The sequence below is a fragment of the Blautia sp. BIOML-A1 genome, from assembly GCF_009883055.1.
Lineage (GTDB): Bacteria > Bacillota > Clostridia > Lachnospirales > Lachnospiraceae > Blautia_A.
The window spans coordinates 20,483-39,506 of the sequence record NZ_WWVR01000020.1 but is presented as its reverse complement, the minus strand read 5'-3'; the positions used below and the strand labels follow the sequence as shown (position 1 = coordinate 39,506).

Genomic DNA, 19,024 nt, shown 5'->3' with positions numbered 1-19,024 from the left:
ACGGAATCTGAGGCAGATCAGATTTCATACTGCGTTCTATTAATTTCAATGAAATTTTTTCTTGATTTCTTCACAGATATGTTTGCTGTGGTTGTTATCCTTGAATTGCAGATATTCCCTGCGCATTTTTTCATATTTTGGCTTCAGGTGGAAATCGTTCTGCACAGTTTCTTCCAGAAGATCCAGAAGCTGTGCTTCCGTTGAAGCTCTGTCTCCAAAGAGTTCCGTCTCCATATCAATATAGCTTCCATGAGCTTCATTGTATTTATCAATATCAAACTGATAGAAAATACTTGGTTTATCCTGATACAAAATGTCCCAGCATACACTGGAATAATCTGTGATAAGCATACGGCATCGCATCAGCATTTCATTTACAGCAACTTCGCCAAAGGAGATCAGATGTATGCGGTAGCTGATAGATTTAAAGTTGTCTGCGTATTCCTGAAATTTTGCATGCAGGTAAAAGTTGATCTCAAGGTCATATTTTTCCAGGATATTATTCAGACGGACGGAATTCAGAAGTCCCATATAGTGGCGGAAATAGTCACTTTCTTCAAAATCTTTATCTGGTACAGAATCGAGCCAGTTTCTCCAGGTAGGCATGATCAGAATCTCACGTTTTCCCTGAGACTTATCCTTAAGTACATCCCAGCGAGGGAGACCGGTATTGATAACTTCGTCCGGTTCATATTCAAAATTGTCGATAATGGTCTGTTTTTCTTTGTTCGTAGAGACAACAAAGAGATTACAGCCGCCTTTTTTGCCTTTTCCATAGAAATTGTCAACGCGTTTCAGGGCAATGACACCATGCTGGAGGAACACAAATGGTATTTTTTTGATATAGCGGTTAAAAATACTGTGTCGGGACTGCATGGCATACGTATGGTATCTGGAATCGGAACTTACAATAAGGTCTGCTGCAAGCAGGTAGATCATGTGCCGGATGGACATGAAATTCAGAAGTCGGTTTTTATAAGGCTCTACTTTGGAACGATCCGGAGAATCTTTGGTTATAATATAGTAGATTTTTTTATTAAGAAAAGCTTCTTCGTTTTGTTCCATGCAGTGTTTAAAGAAATAATATCCGTTATCCTGTGCCATGGAAGAGAATTTCTCACAGACCAGACAGATATGTTTACGTTTCCAGTAAGGTTTGGCGATCCGATAAAGAAAAACAGACAAAAATTCCTTAAAGACAATGTCCATTCCATCGTATTTTTCCCGCTGGCGATTAGTAAATGCAAGAGTACGTTTGCTTGTATAGTATGGGAAGAAATAAAAGTTATCAGCTGTCCTGTAAGAGAGAGTGGAAAGAAATTTTTGCTGTATTCTTTGCCATGCAGTCATATAAATCGGAATTTGAGAAATTTTCCCGGTGTCTGCATTTTGAACCAGGACGAAAATATCCCAGTACAGACTTTTCCATTCAACAGAACGCAGGTCGAGAGAAATACTTATTCGCTGAAGGTTCTGATGAGATTTTATATTTTCGGTGGTAAAATCGTAAACTGCAGCGTCTTCTGCAAGCTTACTGCGGAAAAAAAGTCCGGTTTTTATATATTTGTGTCTGCTCTGTTCAAGATCAAAAGATACTTTGAGGATTCCGTGGGTGATCTTGAGTTTATGATAGGCACAGATCAGAAGATTTTCCATAAAAAATTTTCGTGAGCATAACCTTATAATAAGAAGATTGTCGAATCCTGCGGTAAGTATGCCGATATATTCATTAGGTTCGGGAGAAGTATCCTCCGGGAAATAAATATCGTTGATGAAAATATGATAGTCCATATTTAAATTTCTGTCAGGATGCAGAGAATATAAAAGTTTTTGATTGTCGGAAGTTATGCAGTTTAAGGTGAGAATAAGTGTATGATTCTTTTTAAAACAAATAAATTCATGAAAAACGGACAGATTTAGCCGGAAAGTATCAGGACTAAGCTGGATAAAAGGAACGGAAACTTCTTCTTTGGTTTCAGGATCACGTGCAAGGAAACTGAAAGAAGAAAAAGCGGTTACAGAAAAATCACTGAACTTTAAAACAATCTCTGCAGATGAAAGATCGGAAACGCTGACAGAGATGCTGTTCTTGATCCAGGAAAAAGATGAATCGGATGTATGTGATTTAAGTTTCATAATTCCTCCATATAAAATAGCTCCGGCTACACTTTCAAATACAGGGCAGACGGAAGCAGTGTTGTTTTTTTGTAAGTAACATAATCATAACATAAAATTAATAAAAATTAAACATTTTTTGAAAGACAAAATATTAAAAAAACACTTGACATATAAAAAATGATATGATATTCTCTTACAGAACGCTGCCGAAGACAGTAGGTGCCGTAAGGCATAAGGATTAAAACGCCTACCGAGGACTTAGTATTCTATATAAGATTACATGAGACCTTACTGTCGTTATGCAGTAAGGCTTTTTTTATGACGCGGCGGTATATCAAAATCTATAAGGAGGTGTACCATTTATGGCAAAAGTAGAACTGAAACAACCAATCGTAGAAGAAATCGCAAACAGCATTAAAGACGCACAGGCAGTAGTTCTTGTTAACTACAGTGGTCTTACAGTTGAACAGGATACAATTCTGCGTAAGGAATTAAGAGAAGCTGGTGTTCATTACAAAGTTTACAAAAACACTATGATGAACCGTGCTTTTGCAGGAACAGCATGTGAAAGCCTTTGCCCACATCTGGAAGGAACAAACGCTCTGGCTATTTCCGATACAGATGCTACAGCACCGGCAAGAATCCTTGCTAAATATGCAAAACAGTTCCCGGCTCTTGAACTGATCGCAGGTGTAGTTGAAGGAAACTACAACGATCAGGCTGGAATCCAGGCTCTGTCCCAGGTTCCGTCCAGAGAAGAACTTCTTGGAAAACTTCTTGGAAGCATCCAGTCTCCTATCACAAACTTCGCTCGTGTGCTTAACCAGATCGCAGAGGCACAGGGTGGTGCTGATACAGAGGCAGCAGCAGAGTAAATCTGAATTCATCAGATTTACGGTACGCAGACGAAGCGTAGCGTAATTCGCAGTATACAGAAACTGCGAATCCTAAAATAATAAAATCTAATAAATGGAGGAAATTAAAATGGCAAAATTAACAACAGAAGAATTTATTGCAGCAATCAAAGAATTATCTGTATTAGAATTAAATGAACTCGTAAAAGCTTGCGAAGAAGAATTCGGTGTATCCGCAGCAGCAGGTGTTGTAGTAGCAGCAGCTGGAGCAGGTGCTGAAGCAGCAGAAGAGAAAGATGAGTTCGACGTAGAACTGACAGAAGTTGGACCGAACAAAGTTAAAGTTATCAAAGTTGTTCGTGAAGTTACCGGACTTGGACTGAAAGAAGCTAAAGCAGTAGTTGACGGTGCTCCGAAAGCTCTTAAAGAAGGCGCATCTAAAGCAGAAGCTGAAGACATCAAAGCAAAACTTGAAGCAGAAGGTGCTAAGGTTACTCTTAAATAATTCTGTTAAAGAAATAAGTGATGCGGGGACACCTGATGGTGTCCCTAAATTTTTGTGTAAAAAATTAAAAAAGTTGTTGACAGCATAAAATTGCTATGCTATAGTGAAGAATGCTATATTATGGCAAGATATGCCTGTTTATCTCAAACCGTAAACAGGGTCGTGTTATAAAATAAATAAAAAAACAGGGGTGAAACGTCAATGGAAAAAAACAGAATTCGTTCTGTAAAAACTGGAAAAAGCATGCGCATGAGCTACCAGAGACAAAAAGAAGTTCTGGAAATGCCGAATTTGATTGAAGTCCAGAAAGATTCCTATAAGTGGTTTCTCGATGAGGGCCTCAAAGAAGTGTTTGATGATATTTCTCCGATCGCGGATTATGGCGGAAAGTTCAGCCTGGAATTCATCGATTTCACGTACGATGCAAAAGATGCGAAATATAACATTGAGCAGTGCAAAGAACGTGACGTAACTTACGCGGCACCTTTGAAGGTTCGCGTACGACTGATAAATAAAGAAACAGAGGAAATCAACGAACACGAGATCTTCATGGGAGATCTTCCGTTAATGACAGAGACAGGTACTTTCGTTATTAATGGTGCAGAACGTGTTATTGTCAGCCAGTTGGTGCGTTCCCCTGGTATCTATTATGCAATTGCACATGATAAGATCGGTAAGAGACTGTTTTCCAGTACCGTTATCCCCAACAGAGGAGCATGGCTGGAATATGAAACGGATTCCAACGATATCTTCTATGTGCGTGTGGACAGAACCAGAAAGGTTCCGATCACTGTGCTGATTCGTGCCCTTGGTGTCGGCAGCAATGCAGAAATCGTTGATTTGTTTGGTGAAGAGCCAAAGATCCTTGCAAGCTTTGCAAAGGATACTTCCACAAACTATCAGGAAGGTCTTCTGGAACTCTATAAGAAGATCCGTCCAGGCGAGCCGCTGGCAGTAGATAGTGCAGAGAGCCTTATCATGGCTATGTTCTTTGACCCTAGAAGATATGATCTTGCCAAGGTCGGACGTTATAAATTTAATAAGAAACTTCATTTTAATAAGCGTATTGCAGGTCACAAGCTGGCAGAGGCTGTTGTAGATCCGTCTACAGGAGAGATTCTGGCAGAAGAAGGTGCCAACATTACAATTGAACTTGCAGATCAGATCCAGAACGCTGCCGTTCCATATGTATGGATTCAGGGAGAAGAACGTAAGATCAAAGTTCTTTCTAATATGATGGTAGATCTTGCAGCATATGTTGACTGTGATCCAAAGGAACTGGGTGTTACAGAATTAGTATACTATCCTGTTCTTGAGAAAATTCTGGAAGAGAATGATAATCTTGAGGATATCAAGGCTGCAATTGTCAGAGATATCCATGATCTTATTCCGAAGCATATCACAAAAGAAGATATCTTTGCATCTATCAACTATAATATGCATCTGGAATATGGAATCGGTAACGATGATGATATCGATCATCTGGGCAACCGTCGTATCCGTTCTGTAGGAGAACTTCTTCAGAACCAGTATCGTATCGGTCTTTCCAGACTGGAAAGAGTTGTACGTGAGCGTATGACAACTCAGGACACAGAGAATATTTCCCCACAGTCCCTGATCAATATTAAACCTGTAACTGCAGCGGTTAAGGAGTTCTTTGGATCTTCTCAGCTGTCACAGTTCATGGATCAGAACAACCCTCTTGGTGAGCTGACACATAAGAGACGTCTTTCCGCACTGGGACCTGGCGGTCTGTCACGAGACAGAGCCGGATTCGAGGTACGAGATGTCCATTATTCTCACTATGGCCGTATGTGCCCGATCGAGACTCCTGAAGGTCCTAACATCGGTCTGATCAACTCTCTTGCATCTTATGCAAGAATCAACCAGTATGGTTTCATTGAGGCACCATACCGCAGAATTGACAAAACAAATCCGGCCGAGCCGGTTGTAACAGATGATGTTGTTTATATGACAGCAGATGAAGAAGATAATTACCATGTAGCACAGGCGAATGAGCCGCTGGATGAAGAAGGTCACTTCATTCACAGAAATGTGTCCGGTCGTTTCCGTGAAGAAACACAGGAATATGAGAGACATATGTTTGATTACATGGACGTATCTCCTAAGATGGTATTCTCCGTCGCTACTGCACTGATTCCTTTCCTGCAGAACGACGATGCTAACCGTGCGCTGATGGGATCAAACATGCAGCGTCAGGCCGTTCCGCTTCTTACAACAGAGGCACCTGTTGTTGGAACTGGTATGGAAACCAAAACTGCTGTTGACTCTGGTGTTTGTGTTGTAGCTAAGAAGTCCGGTACTGTTCTTCGTTCTACATCTACAGATATCAGTATCAAGAATGATGATGGAACAAAAGATGATTATCATCTTACTAAATTCCTTCGCAGTAACCAGAGTAACTGCTATAATCAGAAACCAATCGTATTTCAGGGTGAGCATGTAGAGGCAGGACAGGTTATCGCTGATGGTCCTTCTACTGCAAACGGTGAACTGGCTCTCGGTAAAAACCCGCTGATCGGTTTCATGACCTGGGAAGGTTATAACTACGAGGATGCCGTTCTGTTAAGTGAGAGACTGGTACAGAACGATGTATATACTTCTATTCATATGGAAGAGTATGAAGCAGAAGCAAGAGATACCAAACTGGGACCGGAAGAGATCACAAGAGATGTTCCGGGTGTCGGTGATGATGCACTGAAAGATCTGGATGAACGTGGTATTATCCGTATCGGTGCAGAAGTTCGTGCCGGTGATATCCTGGTTGGTAAAGTTACTCCTAAGGGAGAAACAGAACTGACTGCAGAAGAACGTCTTCTGCGTGCAATTTTCGGTGAGAAAGCAAGAGAAGTTCGTGATACTTCCCTCAAGGTTCCTCATGGAGAATATGGTATTGTTGTAGATGCCAAAGTATTTACAAGAGAGAACGGTGATGAACTGTCTCCAGGAGTAAATCAGTCAGTTCGTATTTATATTGCTCAGAAACGTAAGATTTCTGTTGGTGATAAAATGGCTGGTCGTCATGGTAACAAGGGTGTTGTTTCCCGTGTACTTCCGGTTGAGGATATGCCATTCCTTCCAAACGGACGTCCGCTGGATATCGTACTGAACCCTCTGGGCGTACCTTCACGTATGAATATCGGACAGGTCCTGGAAATCCACTTAAGTCTTGCAGCCAGAGCACTCGGATTTAATGTTGCAACACCTGTATTTGACGGTGCGAGCGAAATTGATATTCAGGATACTCTGGAACTGGCAAACGATTATGTAAATATTGAAGATTTCGAAGAATTCCGTGCAAAATATCAGGATACACTTGCTCCTGATGTTATGGAATATCTTGATGAACACAAAGATCACAGAGATCTGTGGAAAGGTGTTCCGATTTCCAGAGATGGTAAGGTTCAGCTTCGTGACGGACGTACCGGTGAGTACTTCGATGGACGCGTAACAATCGGTCACATGCACTATCTGAAACTGCACCATCTGGTAGATGATAAGATCCATGCACGTTCAACAGGTCCATACTCTCTCGTAACACAGCAGCCTCTGGGTGGTAAAGCTCAGTTCGGTGGACAGCGTTTTGGAGAGATGGAGGTTTGGGCTCTGGAGGCATATGGTGCTTCTTACACACTTCAGGAGATCCTGACAGTGAAGTCCGATGATGTTGTAGGACGTGTGAAGACCTATGAAGCAATTATCAAGGGAGACAACATCCCTGAGCCGGGTATTCCGGAATCCTTCAAGGTACTTCTTAAAGAACTTCAGTCTCTGGGTCTTGATGTCAAAGTTCTTAAAGATGACAATACAGAAGTACATCTTCTGGAAACTGTAGATTATGGTGATACAGATCTTCGTTCTGTAATTGAAGGCGACAGCAGACATCGCAGAGAAGAGGAATCCTTTGGTAAACATGGTTATACCAAACAGGAATTCGAAGGCGAAGAACTTGTAGATGTAGAAGAGGATGAGGACGAAGAAGAGTTTCTTGACTTCGACGATTCCTACGATGATGATGACGACAAGTAAGAAAGGGGAAAGAATACATGGCAGAAACAACAACTACCAATGAAACATATCAGCCAATGACTTTCGATGCCATCAAGATTGGACTGGCGTCCCCTGAGAAGATCAGAGAATGGTCCAGAGGTGAGGTAACAAAACCTGAGACTATCAACTATCGTACTCTGAAACCAGAGAAAGATGGTCTTTTCTGTGAAAGAATTTTCGGACCAAGCAAGGACTGGGAGTGCCATTGTGGTAAATACAAAAAAATCCGCTATAAAGGCGTTGTCTGCGATCGATGTGGCGTAGAAGTTACGAAATCTTCTGTCCGAAGAGAGCGTATGGGACATATTGAGCTTGCAGCTCCGGTATCCCATATCTGGTATTTCAAGGGTATTCCGTCCCGTATGGGACTGATCCTTGATCTGTCTCCGAGAACATTGGAAAAAGTTTTATATTTTGCTAACTATATTGTACTGGATCCGGCAGATTCCAAGCTGCAGTACAAACAGGTTCTCACTGAGAAAGAATATCAGGATGCCCGTGAAGCATATGGATATAATTTCCGTGTTGGAATGGGTGCAGAATCCATCATGGAACTTCTGAAAGCAATTGATCTTGAGAAAGATGCTGAGGAACTCAAAACAGAACTGGTAGATGCAACTGGACAGAAACGTGCCAGAATCATCAAAAGACTGGAAGTTGTAGAATCTTTCCGTGAGTCTGGAAACCGTCCGGAATGGATGATCATGACTGCAATCCCGGTTATTCCGCCAGATCTGCGTCCTATGGTACAGCTGGATGGGGGTCGTTTTGCAACTTCTGACCTTAACGATCTGTACAGAAGAATTATCAACCGTAATAACCGTCTGAAACGTCTTCTTGAGCTGGGAGCACCGGACATTATCGTTCGTAATGAGAAGCGTATGCTCCAGGAAGCTGTAGATGCACTGATCGACAATGGTCGTCGTGGCCGTCCGGTAACAGGACCTGGAAACAGAGCCCTTAAATCCCTCTCTGATATGCTGAAAGGTAAATCCGGACGTTTTCGTCAGAACCTCCTTGGTAAACGAGTTGACTATTCAGGACGTTCTGTTATCGTCGTTGGACCGGAACTGAAGATTTATCAGTGTGGTCTTCCGAAAGAGATGGCAATTGAGCTTTTCAAACCTTTCGTTATGAAAGAACTGGTTGCAAACGGAACTTCTCACAACATCAAAAATGCCAAGAAAATGGTAGAGAAACTTCAGCCAGAGGTATGGGATGTACTGGAAGAGGTTATCAAAGAGCATCCGGTTATGCTGAACCGTGCACCTACACTGCATCGTCTGGGTATCCAGGCATTTGAGCCGATCCTTGTAGAAGGTAAAGCTATCAAACTTCATCCACTCGTTTGTACCGCGTTCAACGCAGACTTCGATGGTGACCAGATGGCTGTTCATCTTCCGCTTTCTCAGGAAGCTCAGGCAGAGTGCCGTTTCCTCCTGCTTTCACCAAACAACCTTCTGAAACCTTCAGATGGTGGTCCGGTAGCCGTTCCTTCACAGGATATGGTCCTTGGTATCTACTATCTGACACAGGAGAGACCGGGAAATCCAGGAGAAGGCAAATTCTTCAAGAGCATAAATGAAGCAATTCTTGCTTATGAGAATAAAGTTATCACTTTACAGTCCAGAATCCATGTGCGCTGCACAAAAACAATGCCGGATGGAAGCGAACTGACAGGAACTGTAGAATCTACACTTGGACGTTTCCTGTTCAACGAGATCATTCCGCAGGATCTTGGATATGTAAACAGAAGTATTCCGGGCAATGAACTTCTTCCGGAAGTTGATTTCCTGGTAGGTAAAAAACAGCTGAAACAGATCCTTGAAAAAGTCATCAATACTCACGGAGCTACCAAGACTGCTGAGGTTCTTGACGCTATCAAGGCAATGGGTTATAAATATTCTACCCGTGCAGCTATGACAGTATCCATTTCTGATATGACTGTGCCGCCTCAGAAGCCTGAGATGATCCAGAATGCACAGGATATCGTTGACAAGATCACAAAGAACTATAAGCGTGGTCTTATTACAGAAGAAGAGCGTTACAAAGAAGTTGTTGAGACATGGAAGAAGACAGATGATGAGCTTACCAAAGCACTTCTGAATGGTCTTGATAAATACAACAACATCTTTATGATGGCTGACTCCGGTGCCCGTGGTTCCGATAAACAGATCAAACAGCTTGCAGGTATGCGAGGCCTGATGGCGGATACAACCGGTCACACTATCGAGCTCCCAATCAAGTCAAACTTCCGTGAAGGTCTTGAAGTACTGGAATACTTCATGTCCGCACATGGAGCTCGTAAAGGTATGTCCGATACCGCTCTTCGTACCGCTGACTCTGGTTACCTGACCAGACGAATGGTTGACGTATCTCAGGAACTTATCGTTCGTGAAACAGACTGCTGTGAGAACAGAGAAGAAATCTCCGGTATGTATGTCAAAGGATTCATGGATGGCAAAGAAGAGATTGAAAACCTTCAGGAACGTATTACAGGACGTTTCTCCTGTGAGACCATCACAAACAAAGATGGAGAAGTTCTTGTTAAGGCAAACCATATGATCACACCAAAACGTGCTGCCCGTATCATGAGTGAAGGTGTAAATGCAGCCGGTGGCCCGATTGAAGAAGTTAAGATCCGTACGATCCTTAGCTGTAAGTGCAAGGTTGGTGTCTGCGCTAAATGTTATGGTGCAAACATGGCAACTGGTGAAGCTGTTCAGGTTGGTGAATCTGTTGGTATTATTGCAGCACAGTCTATCGGTGAGCCTGGTACACAGCTTACCATGCGTACATTCCATAGTGGTGGTGTAGCCGGTGGAGATATCACACAGGGTCTTCCTCGAGTTGAGGAGCTTTTTGAGGCAAGAAAACCGAAAGGTCTTGCTATCATTACAGAGATCCCTGGTGTTGCAGTTATCAATGATACCAAGAAAAAACGTGAGATCATTGTTACCAATCCGGAGGACGGAGATTCCAAGACTTATCTGATTCCTTATGGATCTCGTATCAAGATCACAGACGGACAGGTACTGGAGGCCGGTGATGAACTGACAGAAGGTAGTGTAAATCCACATGATATCCTGAGAATTAAGGGTGTTCGTGCGGTTCAGGATTATATGCTCCGTGAGGTTCAGCGAGTATATCGTCTCCAGGGTGTAGAAATCAGTGATAAGCATATCGAGGTGCTGGTTCGCCAGATGCTGAAGAAGATTCGTATCGAAGAAAACGGAGATACAGAATTCCTTCCAGGTACACTTGTTGATGTCCTTGAATTTGAAGAGGTTAATGAAAAACTTGAAAAAGAAGGCAAGACACCGGCAGAAGGAAAGCAGATCATGCTTGGTATTACCAAAGCATCTCTGGCAACAGATTCCTTCCTGTCAGCAGCATCTTTCCAGGAAACAACAAAAGTCCTGACAGAAGCTGCTATCAAAGGTAAGGTTGACCACCTGGTAGGTCTGAAGGAAAATGTTATCATTGGTAAACTGATTCCTGCAGGTACAGGTCTGAAACGTTACAGAGATATCCAACTGGATACCGGAATGCCGGAGGAAACTCCTGTTGCAGAAGAAGAGCCGGCAGATGAACTTCCAGAGGATGAAGAAATGCTGACTATGGAAGAAGAAGCAGATGAGGATGTTTCTGATAATGAAATCCTGTTTGATGACACAGACTCTACAGAAGAATAAATAAAAAACAAAAGAAGTTCCAGATTTATGACAGAAGTAAATCTGGGGCTTCTTTTTTTAAATATAAAGATTATATGAAAAAAGAAGAAAGAAAAGCGAAAACTACAGACATACACGAGTGGACATGCTATACTAATAGCACTTCCTGAGGGAAGTTTTATAAAATAGACTTTTTGATTGAAATAAAGTAACTGTTCAGTAGCCACTAAGAAGGTATTGAAGAGTTACAAATTAAATTTGAAATTACATTGCAGATAAATATAGATTATATATAACTGTTCAGAAGGAAATATCCCGTGATGGTGTTGAACAGTTACGAGTGTATTACGAAAGGAGAGGAGGGGAGGATAGATGGACAAACAACTTCCGGTTTCTGCATGGCCGGAATGGAAGATCGTAGAAAAGATCGGAGAGGGCTCTTTCGGAAAGGTGTATAAAGCCAGACGTACAGAGCAGGGAAAAACCTTTTATTCTGCGATCAAAGTTATTACAATTCCTTCGAATGCCGGAGAATTGAGCAGTGTTCGCTCAGAAAATCCGGATGAGCAGTCGGTGAAGGAATATTTTTACAGCCTCGTAGAAGAATGTATTCAGGAAGTGAATACAATGGAATATTTTCGTGGCAATTCTCATGTAGTTTCTGTGGAAGATTATAAAGTAATGGAATATCTGGATGATATAGGATGGGATATTTATATCCGTATGGAATATCTTACCAGTTTTCTGGACTATTGTGCGGGACGTGCACTGACAGAAGAAGACGTGATACATTTAGGAATTGATTTGTGTAAGGCACTGGAATACTGCCAGTGTCAGAATATCATTCACAGAGATATTAAGCCAGAGAATATTTTTGTCTCCCGATTTGGGGAGTTTAAATTGGGAGATTTTGGAATTGCCAGAGAACTGGATCGGACAATGAGTGGGTTATCGAAGAAGGGTACATTTTCTTATATGGCACCGGAGATGTACAGGGGAGAGGCGTATGACGCACGAGTAGATATATATTCTCTTGGAATTGTACTTTATAAATTAAGAAATCATAATCGGCTTCCTTTTATCAGCCTTAAGAAGCAGCTGATAACTTACAGAGACAAGGAAGAGGCACTGAACAGAAGGATGGCAGGAGAAAAACTGCCTGTGCCGGTAGAAGCAGGGGAGGCTTTTGCAGAAGTAATTCTTAAAGCCTGCGCGTATGATCGTCATGATCGTTATGAAAGTGCGGAAGAATTTCGAATGGCATTGGAGCAGATTTTGTATCCGGGACAACCGGAAATGCAGGAAATCCGAAAGCCTGCGATCACACCGGATTTTGAAGGATCCGGGAAAATTTTTCCGGAACAGGAGGAAGAACCGGAGGGTACGAGAGTACTAAAACGAACAGATCCGAAAGCAAGGATACATGGGGAGTATTCTTCAAAAAACAGGAAATCGACCAAAAGAAAGAAGAAGTTTGAGCCACTTTTTGCGGCTGCCGTCATTATGGTGATAGCAGTCTGTATTGTTGTGAGCGTTTTTATCTGGCTTCTGAAAGAAAATGCGGAACTGCAGAAATTAAAACAGTCGGTTACAGAGACTGTGCAGAGTGCAGAAAATAAGCAGTTACAGGAAACATTGGAAAAAATTCAGTCACAGGCAACAGAAATCAGCGATAATCTGAATGATTACAGCTGGATCGGATCAGAAGACGAGGGAAAAATCAGTTATTTGCGGCAGAAGGATGATGGAAGCTGGCAGGTAATGAAGATTCTGATCTATCCATCTTTATCACAGGATGGATATTACCAGGAATATTATTACTGGAATAATGAATTGTTTTTTGCCTACATATGGGCAGACAATAATACGATGAGTGACCTGAAGGACGGAGAGCAGAAAATAGACAGATATTATTATGAGGATGGTAAACTGATTCGATGGATCGATGATAAAAACCGTTGTCATGATAACGAGACAGACAGTGAGGAGTATGTAACACGAGGAGAGAAATACTGGGATTATGCAGATGAGTATAAAACCCAACTGAATCTTTCTGACGACAGTACATCTGCATCCTGAGAAAGGAAGGACTATGGCGTATCAGATTGAATATGCATATACGTGCCATATTGGTAAGGTACGTAATAATAATGAGGACAATTTCTGGTGCTGTGGTGAAAGCCTTGATTCAGAAAATAAGGGAATGAGTCATGTCTGCAGCGGGCATATAAAACAGGCAGACCTACCGCTCCTGGCCGTATTTGACGGGATGGGCGGAGAGAGCTGTGGTGAAATGGCGGCATTTCTTGCTGCAGAAAGCTGTGGACAGTATTATAAAGAAAAAAAGAAGGAACTTTCAGAAGATCCGGAACAGTTTATGAACGGACTATGCAGTATAATGAACCATGCAGTATGTCATTATGGGAAGGAAAACAAGATAAACAGCATGGGGACTACAGCGGCTATGCTGGCCTTTGGGAAAGAGAATGTATACTCATGTAATCTGGGGGACAGCCGTATTTATAAGATTTCGCCAGAGGGAAAACTGGGGCAGCTTTCGCTCGATCATGTCCTTGGGGGCGGAAGGTTTGGAAAGCCCCCGTTGACGCAGTATCTTGGTATTCCGGAAGAAAGCATGGGACTTGAACCAACGATTGTGCCGCAAAAAGCAGAAATAGGGACGCGTTATCTGATCTGTTCAGATGGTATCACGGATATGCTTTCGGATGGGGAGATTGCAGACATTCTTACTAGAGAAATTTCCGTATCTGAAACAGTAGAGCTTCTTGTTGAAAGGGCTCTTATAAAAGGCGGCAGAGATAATATTACAGTAATACTCTGTGAACTTGTGGAACAGGAAAAAAGCCTGTTTGGAAAATTATTGAATTATTTTTTATAATTATGAAGGTGACAGACTATGAAAAATCGTATGCAGGATCTGGATTTTGAGCAGACAGTTGCTTTTGATTCGGTCAAAGACTTTGAATTTACACGAAAAGCTGCACAGCGATTCCGACAGGTGGTCAGTCTGGATGGCTTTGAGGATGAGGATGCAGATGTTATTTTCCATTATCTTTATAAAGAAATGGAACTGGTATCTTTTGGGGATCATCTGAAACGTTATATTTACGAACGTTCAGGACTGGAAGAGCCTTATAATGAAGTAACGCAGGAGATATACAGGGATATTGTGATTGAATCCTTTCATGAAACCTGCACGCCGAAATCAATGAATCCAACTTCTACGAAGCTGACCTCTCTTGTGAATAACTGGCTGACACAGGCTTCTGTCAAGAGAGAAACTGTATTTCTGCTGGGATTTGGACTTCGCATGAGTGCCGAGGATGTCTCTGATTTTCTGACAAGAGTGCTGAGAGAGCAGGATTTTGATTTCCATAATCCGGATGAGGTGATCTACTGGTATTGCTATACCATGCAGCTTGGATACCATAAAGCAGAGGAGTTTAAGAAAGCTTATGAGAGACTGGAGCCTGATCCGGATTATACGGATGCATCCAATGTTTATTCAGGTACACTGATATTGGATAACGAGGAAAAGCTTCTGAAGTATCTGGCATATGTAAAGGTCGGAGCAGATGATCCAATGTCGGAGAAAAGTCAGGCTTTCCAGGAATTTGTACGTCTGCTGACTCATGCCAAGGAAATCATTGCCAAAATGTATCAGGGCGATGAGGCGGAGAAAGATCGCAATAAAGTGTGGAATATTTCTGATATTACAGACTCTGATGTGGAAAAAGTTATCTGCAGCGGAATTCCGGTAAATAAAATGGGAAATCTCAAAAAGATGTCGGCTTCCATTCTGGCAAAACATTTCAGCCAGAAAAGATTCAGCCGTCAGAGAATAAACAGTATCATGAATCATAAATTTCCGGTTGAACGTTTTGATCTGATAACACTTGAGTTTTTTATTGTATCGCAGGAGATGCAGGATGATGATCCATACAACAGATATCATCATTTTCTGGAGGAGATACAGAAGATTCTTCACAAGTGTGGAATGAGTGAGATTTATATTGTAAATCCATACGAATGCTTTCTTCTAATGTGTCTTCTGACAGATTGTCCGCTGGCAGTTTTTGCTGACATTTGGGAGATGTCCTATGAGGATAAGGACGGAGAGAATTTGTAAAAAGTAATAATCAGAAATTCATAAATAAAAAGAAAAAATCATGTAAAATACCTTGACAGCCGTATTTTTACAGGATATAATGAGCAAGCGTGCAATAAGAACGCTGTTTTTTTGTTGCCGCAGCATATTCAGGAAATTGCCAGTGGCAGATCCTGAAGATTGATTTATTAATTTGACAATAGCAACCGCGCTACCCCATGGCAAACCATGGAGAAAATAATCGGGAGGTGAAATGGAATGCCAACATTCAACCAGTTAGTAAGAAAAGGACGTCAGACATCTGTAAAGAAATCTACAGCACCGGCTCTGCAGAGAACATTCAACTCTTTAAGAAAGAAAGCTGTTGAGCAGTCTGCACCACAGAAACGTGGAGTTTGTACAGCAGTTAAAACTGCAACACCTAAGAAACCTAACTCAGCTCTTAGAAAGATCGCCAGAGTTCGTCTTTCCAACGGTATCGAAGTAACAAGCTATATCCCAGGAGAAGGACACAACCTTCAGGAGCATAGCGTTGTTCTTATCCGTGGTGGACGTGTTAAGGACTTACCTGGTACCAGATACCACATCATCAGAGGTACACTGGATACTGCAGGTGTAGCCAACAGAAAACAGGCCCGCTCCAAATATGGTGCTAAGAGACCTAAAAAGAAATAAAGTTAATTTTGCGTAAGTAAATTAACGATACTTCTTGAATGCAAAGCATTTAAGAAGGTTCCCGTTTGAAGGGAAAATAAATTAGACAAGTAATCAATCGAAGATTCACTTATAGCTATAAATATTGTACGGTATTCCATATACCCTGTCGGTTGCGGGTTAAATATAGGACTTTACCAGTGCGAACACCTTAGTTTTAATAGTGAGTACCGATGATTTAATCATTTTGATTAAGGAGGGAAGTAACGTGCCACGTAAAGGACATACTCAGAAAAGAGACGTTCTGGCAGACCCGATGTACAACAACAAAGTGGTTACCAAACTTATCAACAACATCATGTTAGATGGTAAGAAAGGTGTCGCTCAGAAGATTGTATACGGCGCTTTCGCTAGAATTGAAGAAAAAGCTGGCAAACCAGCTATCGAAGTATTTGAAGAGGCTATGAACAACATCATGCCACTTCTCGAAGTAAAAGCAAGACGTATCGGTGGTGCTACTTATCAGGTTCCGATCGAGGTAAGAGCAGACAGACGTCAGGCACTGGCTCTTCGCTGGCTCACCACATATTCTCGTAAAAGAGGCGAGAAGACCATGGAGGAGAGACTTGCAAACGAGCTTCTGGATGCAATGAACAACACAGGCGCATCTGTTAAGAAGAAAGAAGATATGCACAAGATGGCTGAAGCAAATAAAGCATTTGCTCACTATCGTTTCTAATCAAGGAGGAAATCCAATTGGCTGGAAAAGAAGGTAGAGAATACCCGCTTGAGCGTACCAGAAACATTGGTATCATGGCTCATATCGATGCAGGTAAGACAACTCTTACAGAACGTATCCTTTATTATACAGGTGTCAACTACAAAATCGGTGATACTCATGAAGGTACCGCAACAATGGACTGGATGGAGCAGGAGCAGGAGAGAGGTATCACAATTACTTCCGCTGCTACCACATGTCACTGGACTCTGCAGGAACACTGCAAGACAAAACCAGGTGCTCTGGAACATCGTATCAACATCATTGATACACCAGGACACGTAGACTTCACCGTAGAGGTTGAGCGTTCACTCCGTGTACTTGACGGCGCTGTCGGTGTCTTCTGTGCAAAAGGTGGTGTAGAACCTCAGTCCGAAAACGTATGGCGTCAGGCTGACACTTACAATGTACCGCGTATGGCATTCATCAACAAGATGGATATTCTCGGTGCAAACTTCTACAACGCTGTAGATCAGATCAAGACTCGTCTTGGTAAAAACGCTATCTGCTTACAGCTTCCAATCGGAAAAGAAGATGAATTCAAAGGAATCATCGACCTTTTCGAAATGCAGGCTTATATCTACAATGATGAGAAAGGTGAAGACATTTCCATCACAGATATTCCGGAAGACATGCAGGAAGAAGCAGAACTTTATCATACAGAACTCGTAGAGAAAATCTGCGAACTGGATGACGATTTAATGATGGAATATCTGGAAGGTGAAGAACCGTCTAATGATAAATTAAAAGCAGTTCTTCGTAAAGCTACTTGCGAATGTACAGCTGTACCGGTATGCTGCGGTACTGCATACAGAAACAAGGGTGTTCAGAAACTTCTGGATGCAATCATTGAATTCATGCCTGCTCCTACAGACATTCCTCCAATCGAGGGTGTTGACCTGGAAGGCAACCCGATCGTGAGACATTCTTCTGATGAAGAGCCGTTCTCCGCCCTGGCATTCAAGATTATGACAGACCCATTTGTTGGTAAACTGGCATACTTCCGTGTATACTCCGGTACTATGAATTCTGGTTCTTATGTACTCAACGCTACTAAGGACAAGAAAGAACGTGTTGGCCGTATCCTTCAGATGCACGCTAACAAACGTATGGAACTGGATAAAGTATATTCAGGAGATATCGCTGCAGCAATCGGTTTCAAATTCACCACAACTGGTGATACAATCTGTGATGACCAGCATCCGGTAATCCTTGAATCCATGGAATTCCCGGAACCGGTTATTGAGCTTGCAATCGAGCCTAAGACAAAAGCTGGACAGGGTAAACTTGGTGAAGCTCTTGCAAAACTGGCAGAAGAAGACCCGACATTCCGTGCACATACAAATCAGGAAACAGGTCAGACAATCATCGCTGGTATGGGTGAGTTGCATCTGGAAATCATCGTTGACCGTCTGCTTCGTGAATTCAAAGTAGAGGCTAACGTTGGTGCACCTCAGGTTGCATATAAAGAAACAATTACTAAATCAGTAGACGTTGACAGCAAATATGCTAAACAGTCTGGTGGTCGTGGACAGTATGGTCACTGTAAAGTTAAATTCGAGCCTATGGATGCCAACGGAGAAGAACTGTACAAGTTCGAATCCACAGTTGTTGGTGGTGCTATTCCGAAGGAATACATCCCGGCAGTTGGTGAAGGTATTGAAGAAGCTATGAAAGCTGGTATTCTGGGTGGATTCCCGGTAGTCGGCGTTCATGCAAACGTATACGACGGTTCTTATCATGAAGTCGATTCCTCTGAAATGGCATTCCACATTGCAGGTTCCCTTGCATTCAAGGATGCTATGCAGAAAGCAGCTCCGATTCTTCTTGAGCCTATCATGAGAGTCGAAGTTACTACTCCGGAAGACTACATGGGTGATGTTATCGGTGATATCAACTCCCGTCGTGGTCGTATCGAAGGTATGGATGATATCGGCGGTGGTAAGATGATCCGTGGATTCGTTCCGCTTTCTGAAATGTTCGGATATGCAACAGACCTTCGTTCCAGAACTCAGGGACGTGGTAACTACTCCATGTTCTTCGAGAAATACGAACAGGTTCCGAAGTCCGTTCAGGAAAAGATTCTTTCCAAGAAAGACTGATAAATAAAGAGATTACTGTTTGCAAGGTGAACAGTAACAAAATACTTGCAAATATCCTTGATTTGCAATATAATCAAGGATAGCAAGTCAAAAACTGATAAAAATGCTCTGAAAGAAAGAGCAAAGTTTTTAAGGAGGA

The 19,024-nt window shown here is 42.1% G+C and carries 11 protein-coding genes and 1 other annotated feature; of the genes, 10 read left to right on the top strand and 1 reads right to left on the bottom strand.

The genetic code is table 11. The features are described 5' to 3' along the window. Window positions 1-45: 45 nt before the first annotated feature. Complete coding sequence (locus GT674_RS10265) at window positions 46-2,136, bottom strand: CDP-glycerol glycerophosphotransferase family protein (protein WP_161285605.1); 2,091 nt, start codon at window positions 2,134-2,136, stop codon at window positions 46-48. A 170-nt stretch (window positions 2,137-2,306) separates the two neighbouring features. Continuing rightward, window positions 2,307-2,444 (top strand) — a sequence feature (ribosomal protein L10 leader region). Window positions 2,445-2,480: 36 nt separating this feature from the next. On the opposite strand from GT674_RS10265, the gene rplJ reads away from it, so the two are divergent. From rplJ to fusA, 10 genes are all read left to right on the top strand, one after another. Continuing rightward, window positions 2,481-2,993, top strand: coding sequence for a 50S ribosomal protein L10 (gene rplJ, locus GT674_RS10260; protein WP_161285604.1), 513 nt, complete (start codon window positions 2,481-2,483; stop codon window positions 2,991-2,993). 109 nt (window positions 2,994-3,102) lie between these two features. Continuing rightward, window positions 3,103-3,477: a 50S ribosomal protein L7/L12 gene (rplL, locus tag GT674_RS10255; protein WP_161285603.1), complete on the top strand. Its 375-nt coding sequence runs from the start codon at window positions 3,103-3,105 to the stop codon at window positions 3,475-3,477. 201 nt (window positions 3,478-3,678) lie between these two features. Next, window positions 3,679-7,527 (top strand): DNA-directed RNA polymerase subunit beta, encoded by a 3,849-nt coding sequence (gene rpoB / locus GT674_RS10250; protein WP_161285602.1) that lies wholly within the window; start codon window positions 3,679-3,681, stop codon window positions 7,525-7,527. Between the two features lie 17 nt (window positions 7,528-7,544). Beyond that, window positions 7,545-11,243, top strand: a complete 3,699-nt coding sequence (rpoC, locus tag GT674_RS10245; RefSeq protein ID WP_161285601.1) for a DNA-directed RNA polymerase subunit beta' — start codon at window positions 7,545-7,547, stop codon at window positions 11,241-11,243. 351 nt (window positions 11,244-11,594) lie between these two features. Beyond that, window positions 11,595-13,301, top strand: a complete 1,707-nt coding sequence (locus tag GT674_RS10240; RefSeq protein ID WP_161285600.1) for a serine/threonine protein kinase — start codon at window positions 11,595-11,597, stop codon at window positions 13,299-13,301. A gap of 13 nt (window positions 13,302-13,314) precedes the next feature. After that, window positions 13,315-14,121 carry a PP2C family protein-serine/threonine phosphatase gene (locus GT674_RS10235; RefSeq protein WP_161285599.1) on the top strand — a complete coding sequence of 269 codons (807 nt, stop codon included), beginning with the start codon at window positions 13,315-13,317 and terminating at the stop codon, window positions 14,119-14,121. A gap of 18 nt (window positions 14,122-14,139) precedes the next feature. Continuing rightward, on the top strand, window positions 14,140-15,372 hold the full coding sequence (locus tag GT674_RS10230) for a hypothetical protein (protein WP_161285598.1): 1,233 nt from the start codon (window positions 14,140-14,142) through the stop codon (window positions 15,370-15,372). 237 nt (window positions 15,373-15,609) lie between these two features. Continuing rightward, window positions 15,610-16,026, top strand: a complete 417-nt coding sequence (rpsL, locus tag GT674_RS10225; protein WP_161285597.1) for a 30S ribosomal protein S12 — start codon at window positions 15,610-15,612, stop codon at window positions 16,024-16,026. Between the two features lie 247 nt (window positions 16,027-16,273). Next, window positions 16,274-16,744: a 30S ribosomal protein S7 gene (gene rpsG / locus GT674_RS10220; protein WP_044925146.1), complete on the top strand. Its 471-nt coding sequence runs from the start codon at window positions 16,274-16,276 to the stop codon at window positions 16,742-16,744. A 17-nt stretch (window positions 16,745-16,761) separates the two neighbouring features. Beyond that, window positions 16,762-18,885, top strand: coding sequence for an elongation factor G (fusA, locus tag GT674_RS10215; RefSeq protein WP_279286407.1), 2,124 nt, complete (start codon window positions 16,762-16,764; stop codon window positions 18,883-18,885). The last annotated feature ends 139 nt before the right edge of the window (window positions 18,886-19,024 follow it).

Coding starts and splice junctions, on each gene's coding strand:
- GT674_RS10265 (WP_161285605.1), bottom strand. CDS start 2,136: ATGAAACTTAAATCACATACATCCGATTCATCTTTTTCCTGGATCAAG.
- rplJ (WP_161285604.1), top strand. CDS start 2,481: ATGGCAAAAGTAGAACTGAAACAACCAATCGTAGAAGAAATCGCAAAC.
- rplL (WP_161285603.1), top strand. CDS start 3,103: ATGGCAAAATTAACAACAGAAGAATTTATTGCAGCAATCAAAGAATTA.
- rpoB (WP_161285602.1), top strand. CDS start 3,679: ATGGAAAAAAACAGAATTCGTTCTGTAAAAACTGGAAAAAGCATGCGC.
- rpoC (WP_161285601.1), top strand. CDS start 7,545: ATGGCAGAAACAACAACTACCAATGAAACATATCAGCCAATGACTTTC.
- GT674_RS10240 (WP_161285600.1), top strand. CDS start 11,595: ATGGACAAACAACTTCCGGTTTCTGCATGGCCGGAATGGAAGATCGTA.
- GT674_RS10235 (WP_161285599.1), top strand. CDS start 13,315: ATGGCGTATCAGATTGAATATGCATATACGTGCCATATTGGTAAGGTA.
- GT674_RS10230 (WP_161285598.1), top strand. CDS start 14,140: ATGAAAAATCGTATGCAGGATCTGGATTTTGAGCAGACAGTTGCTTTT.
- rpsL (WP_161285597.1), top strand. CDS start 15,610: ATGCCAACATTCAACCAGTTAGTAAGAAAAGGACGTCAGACATCTGTA.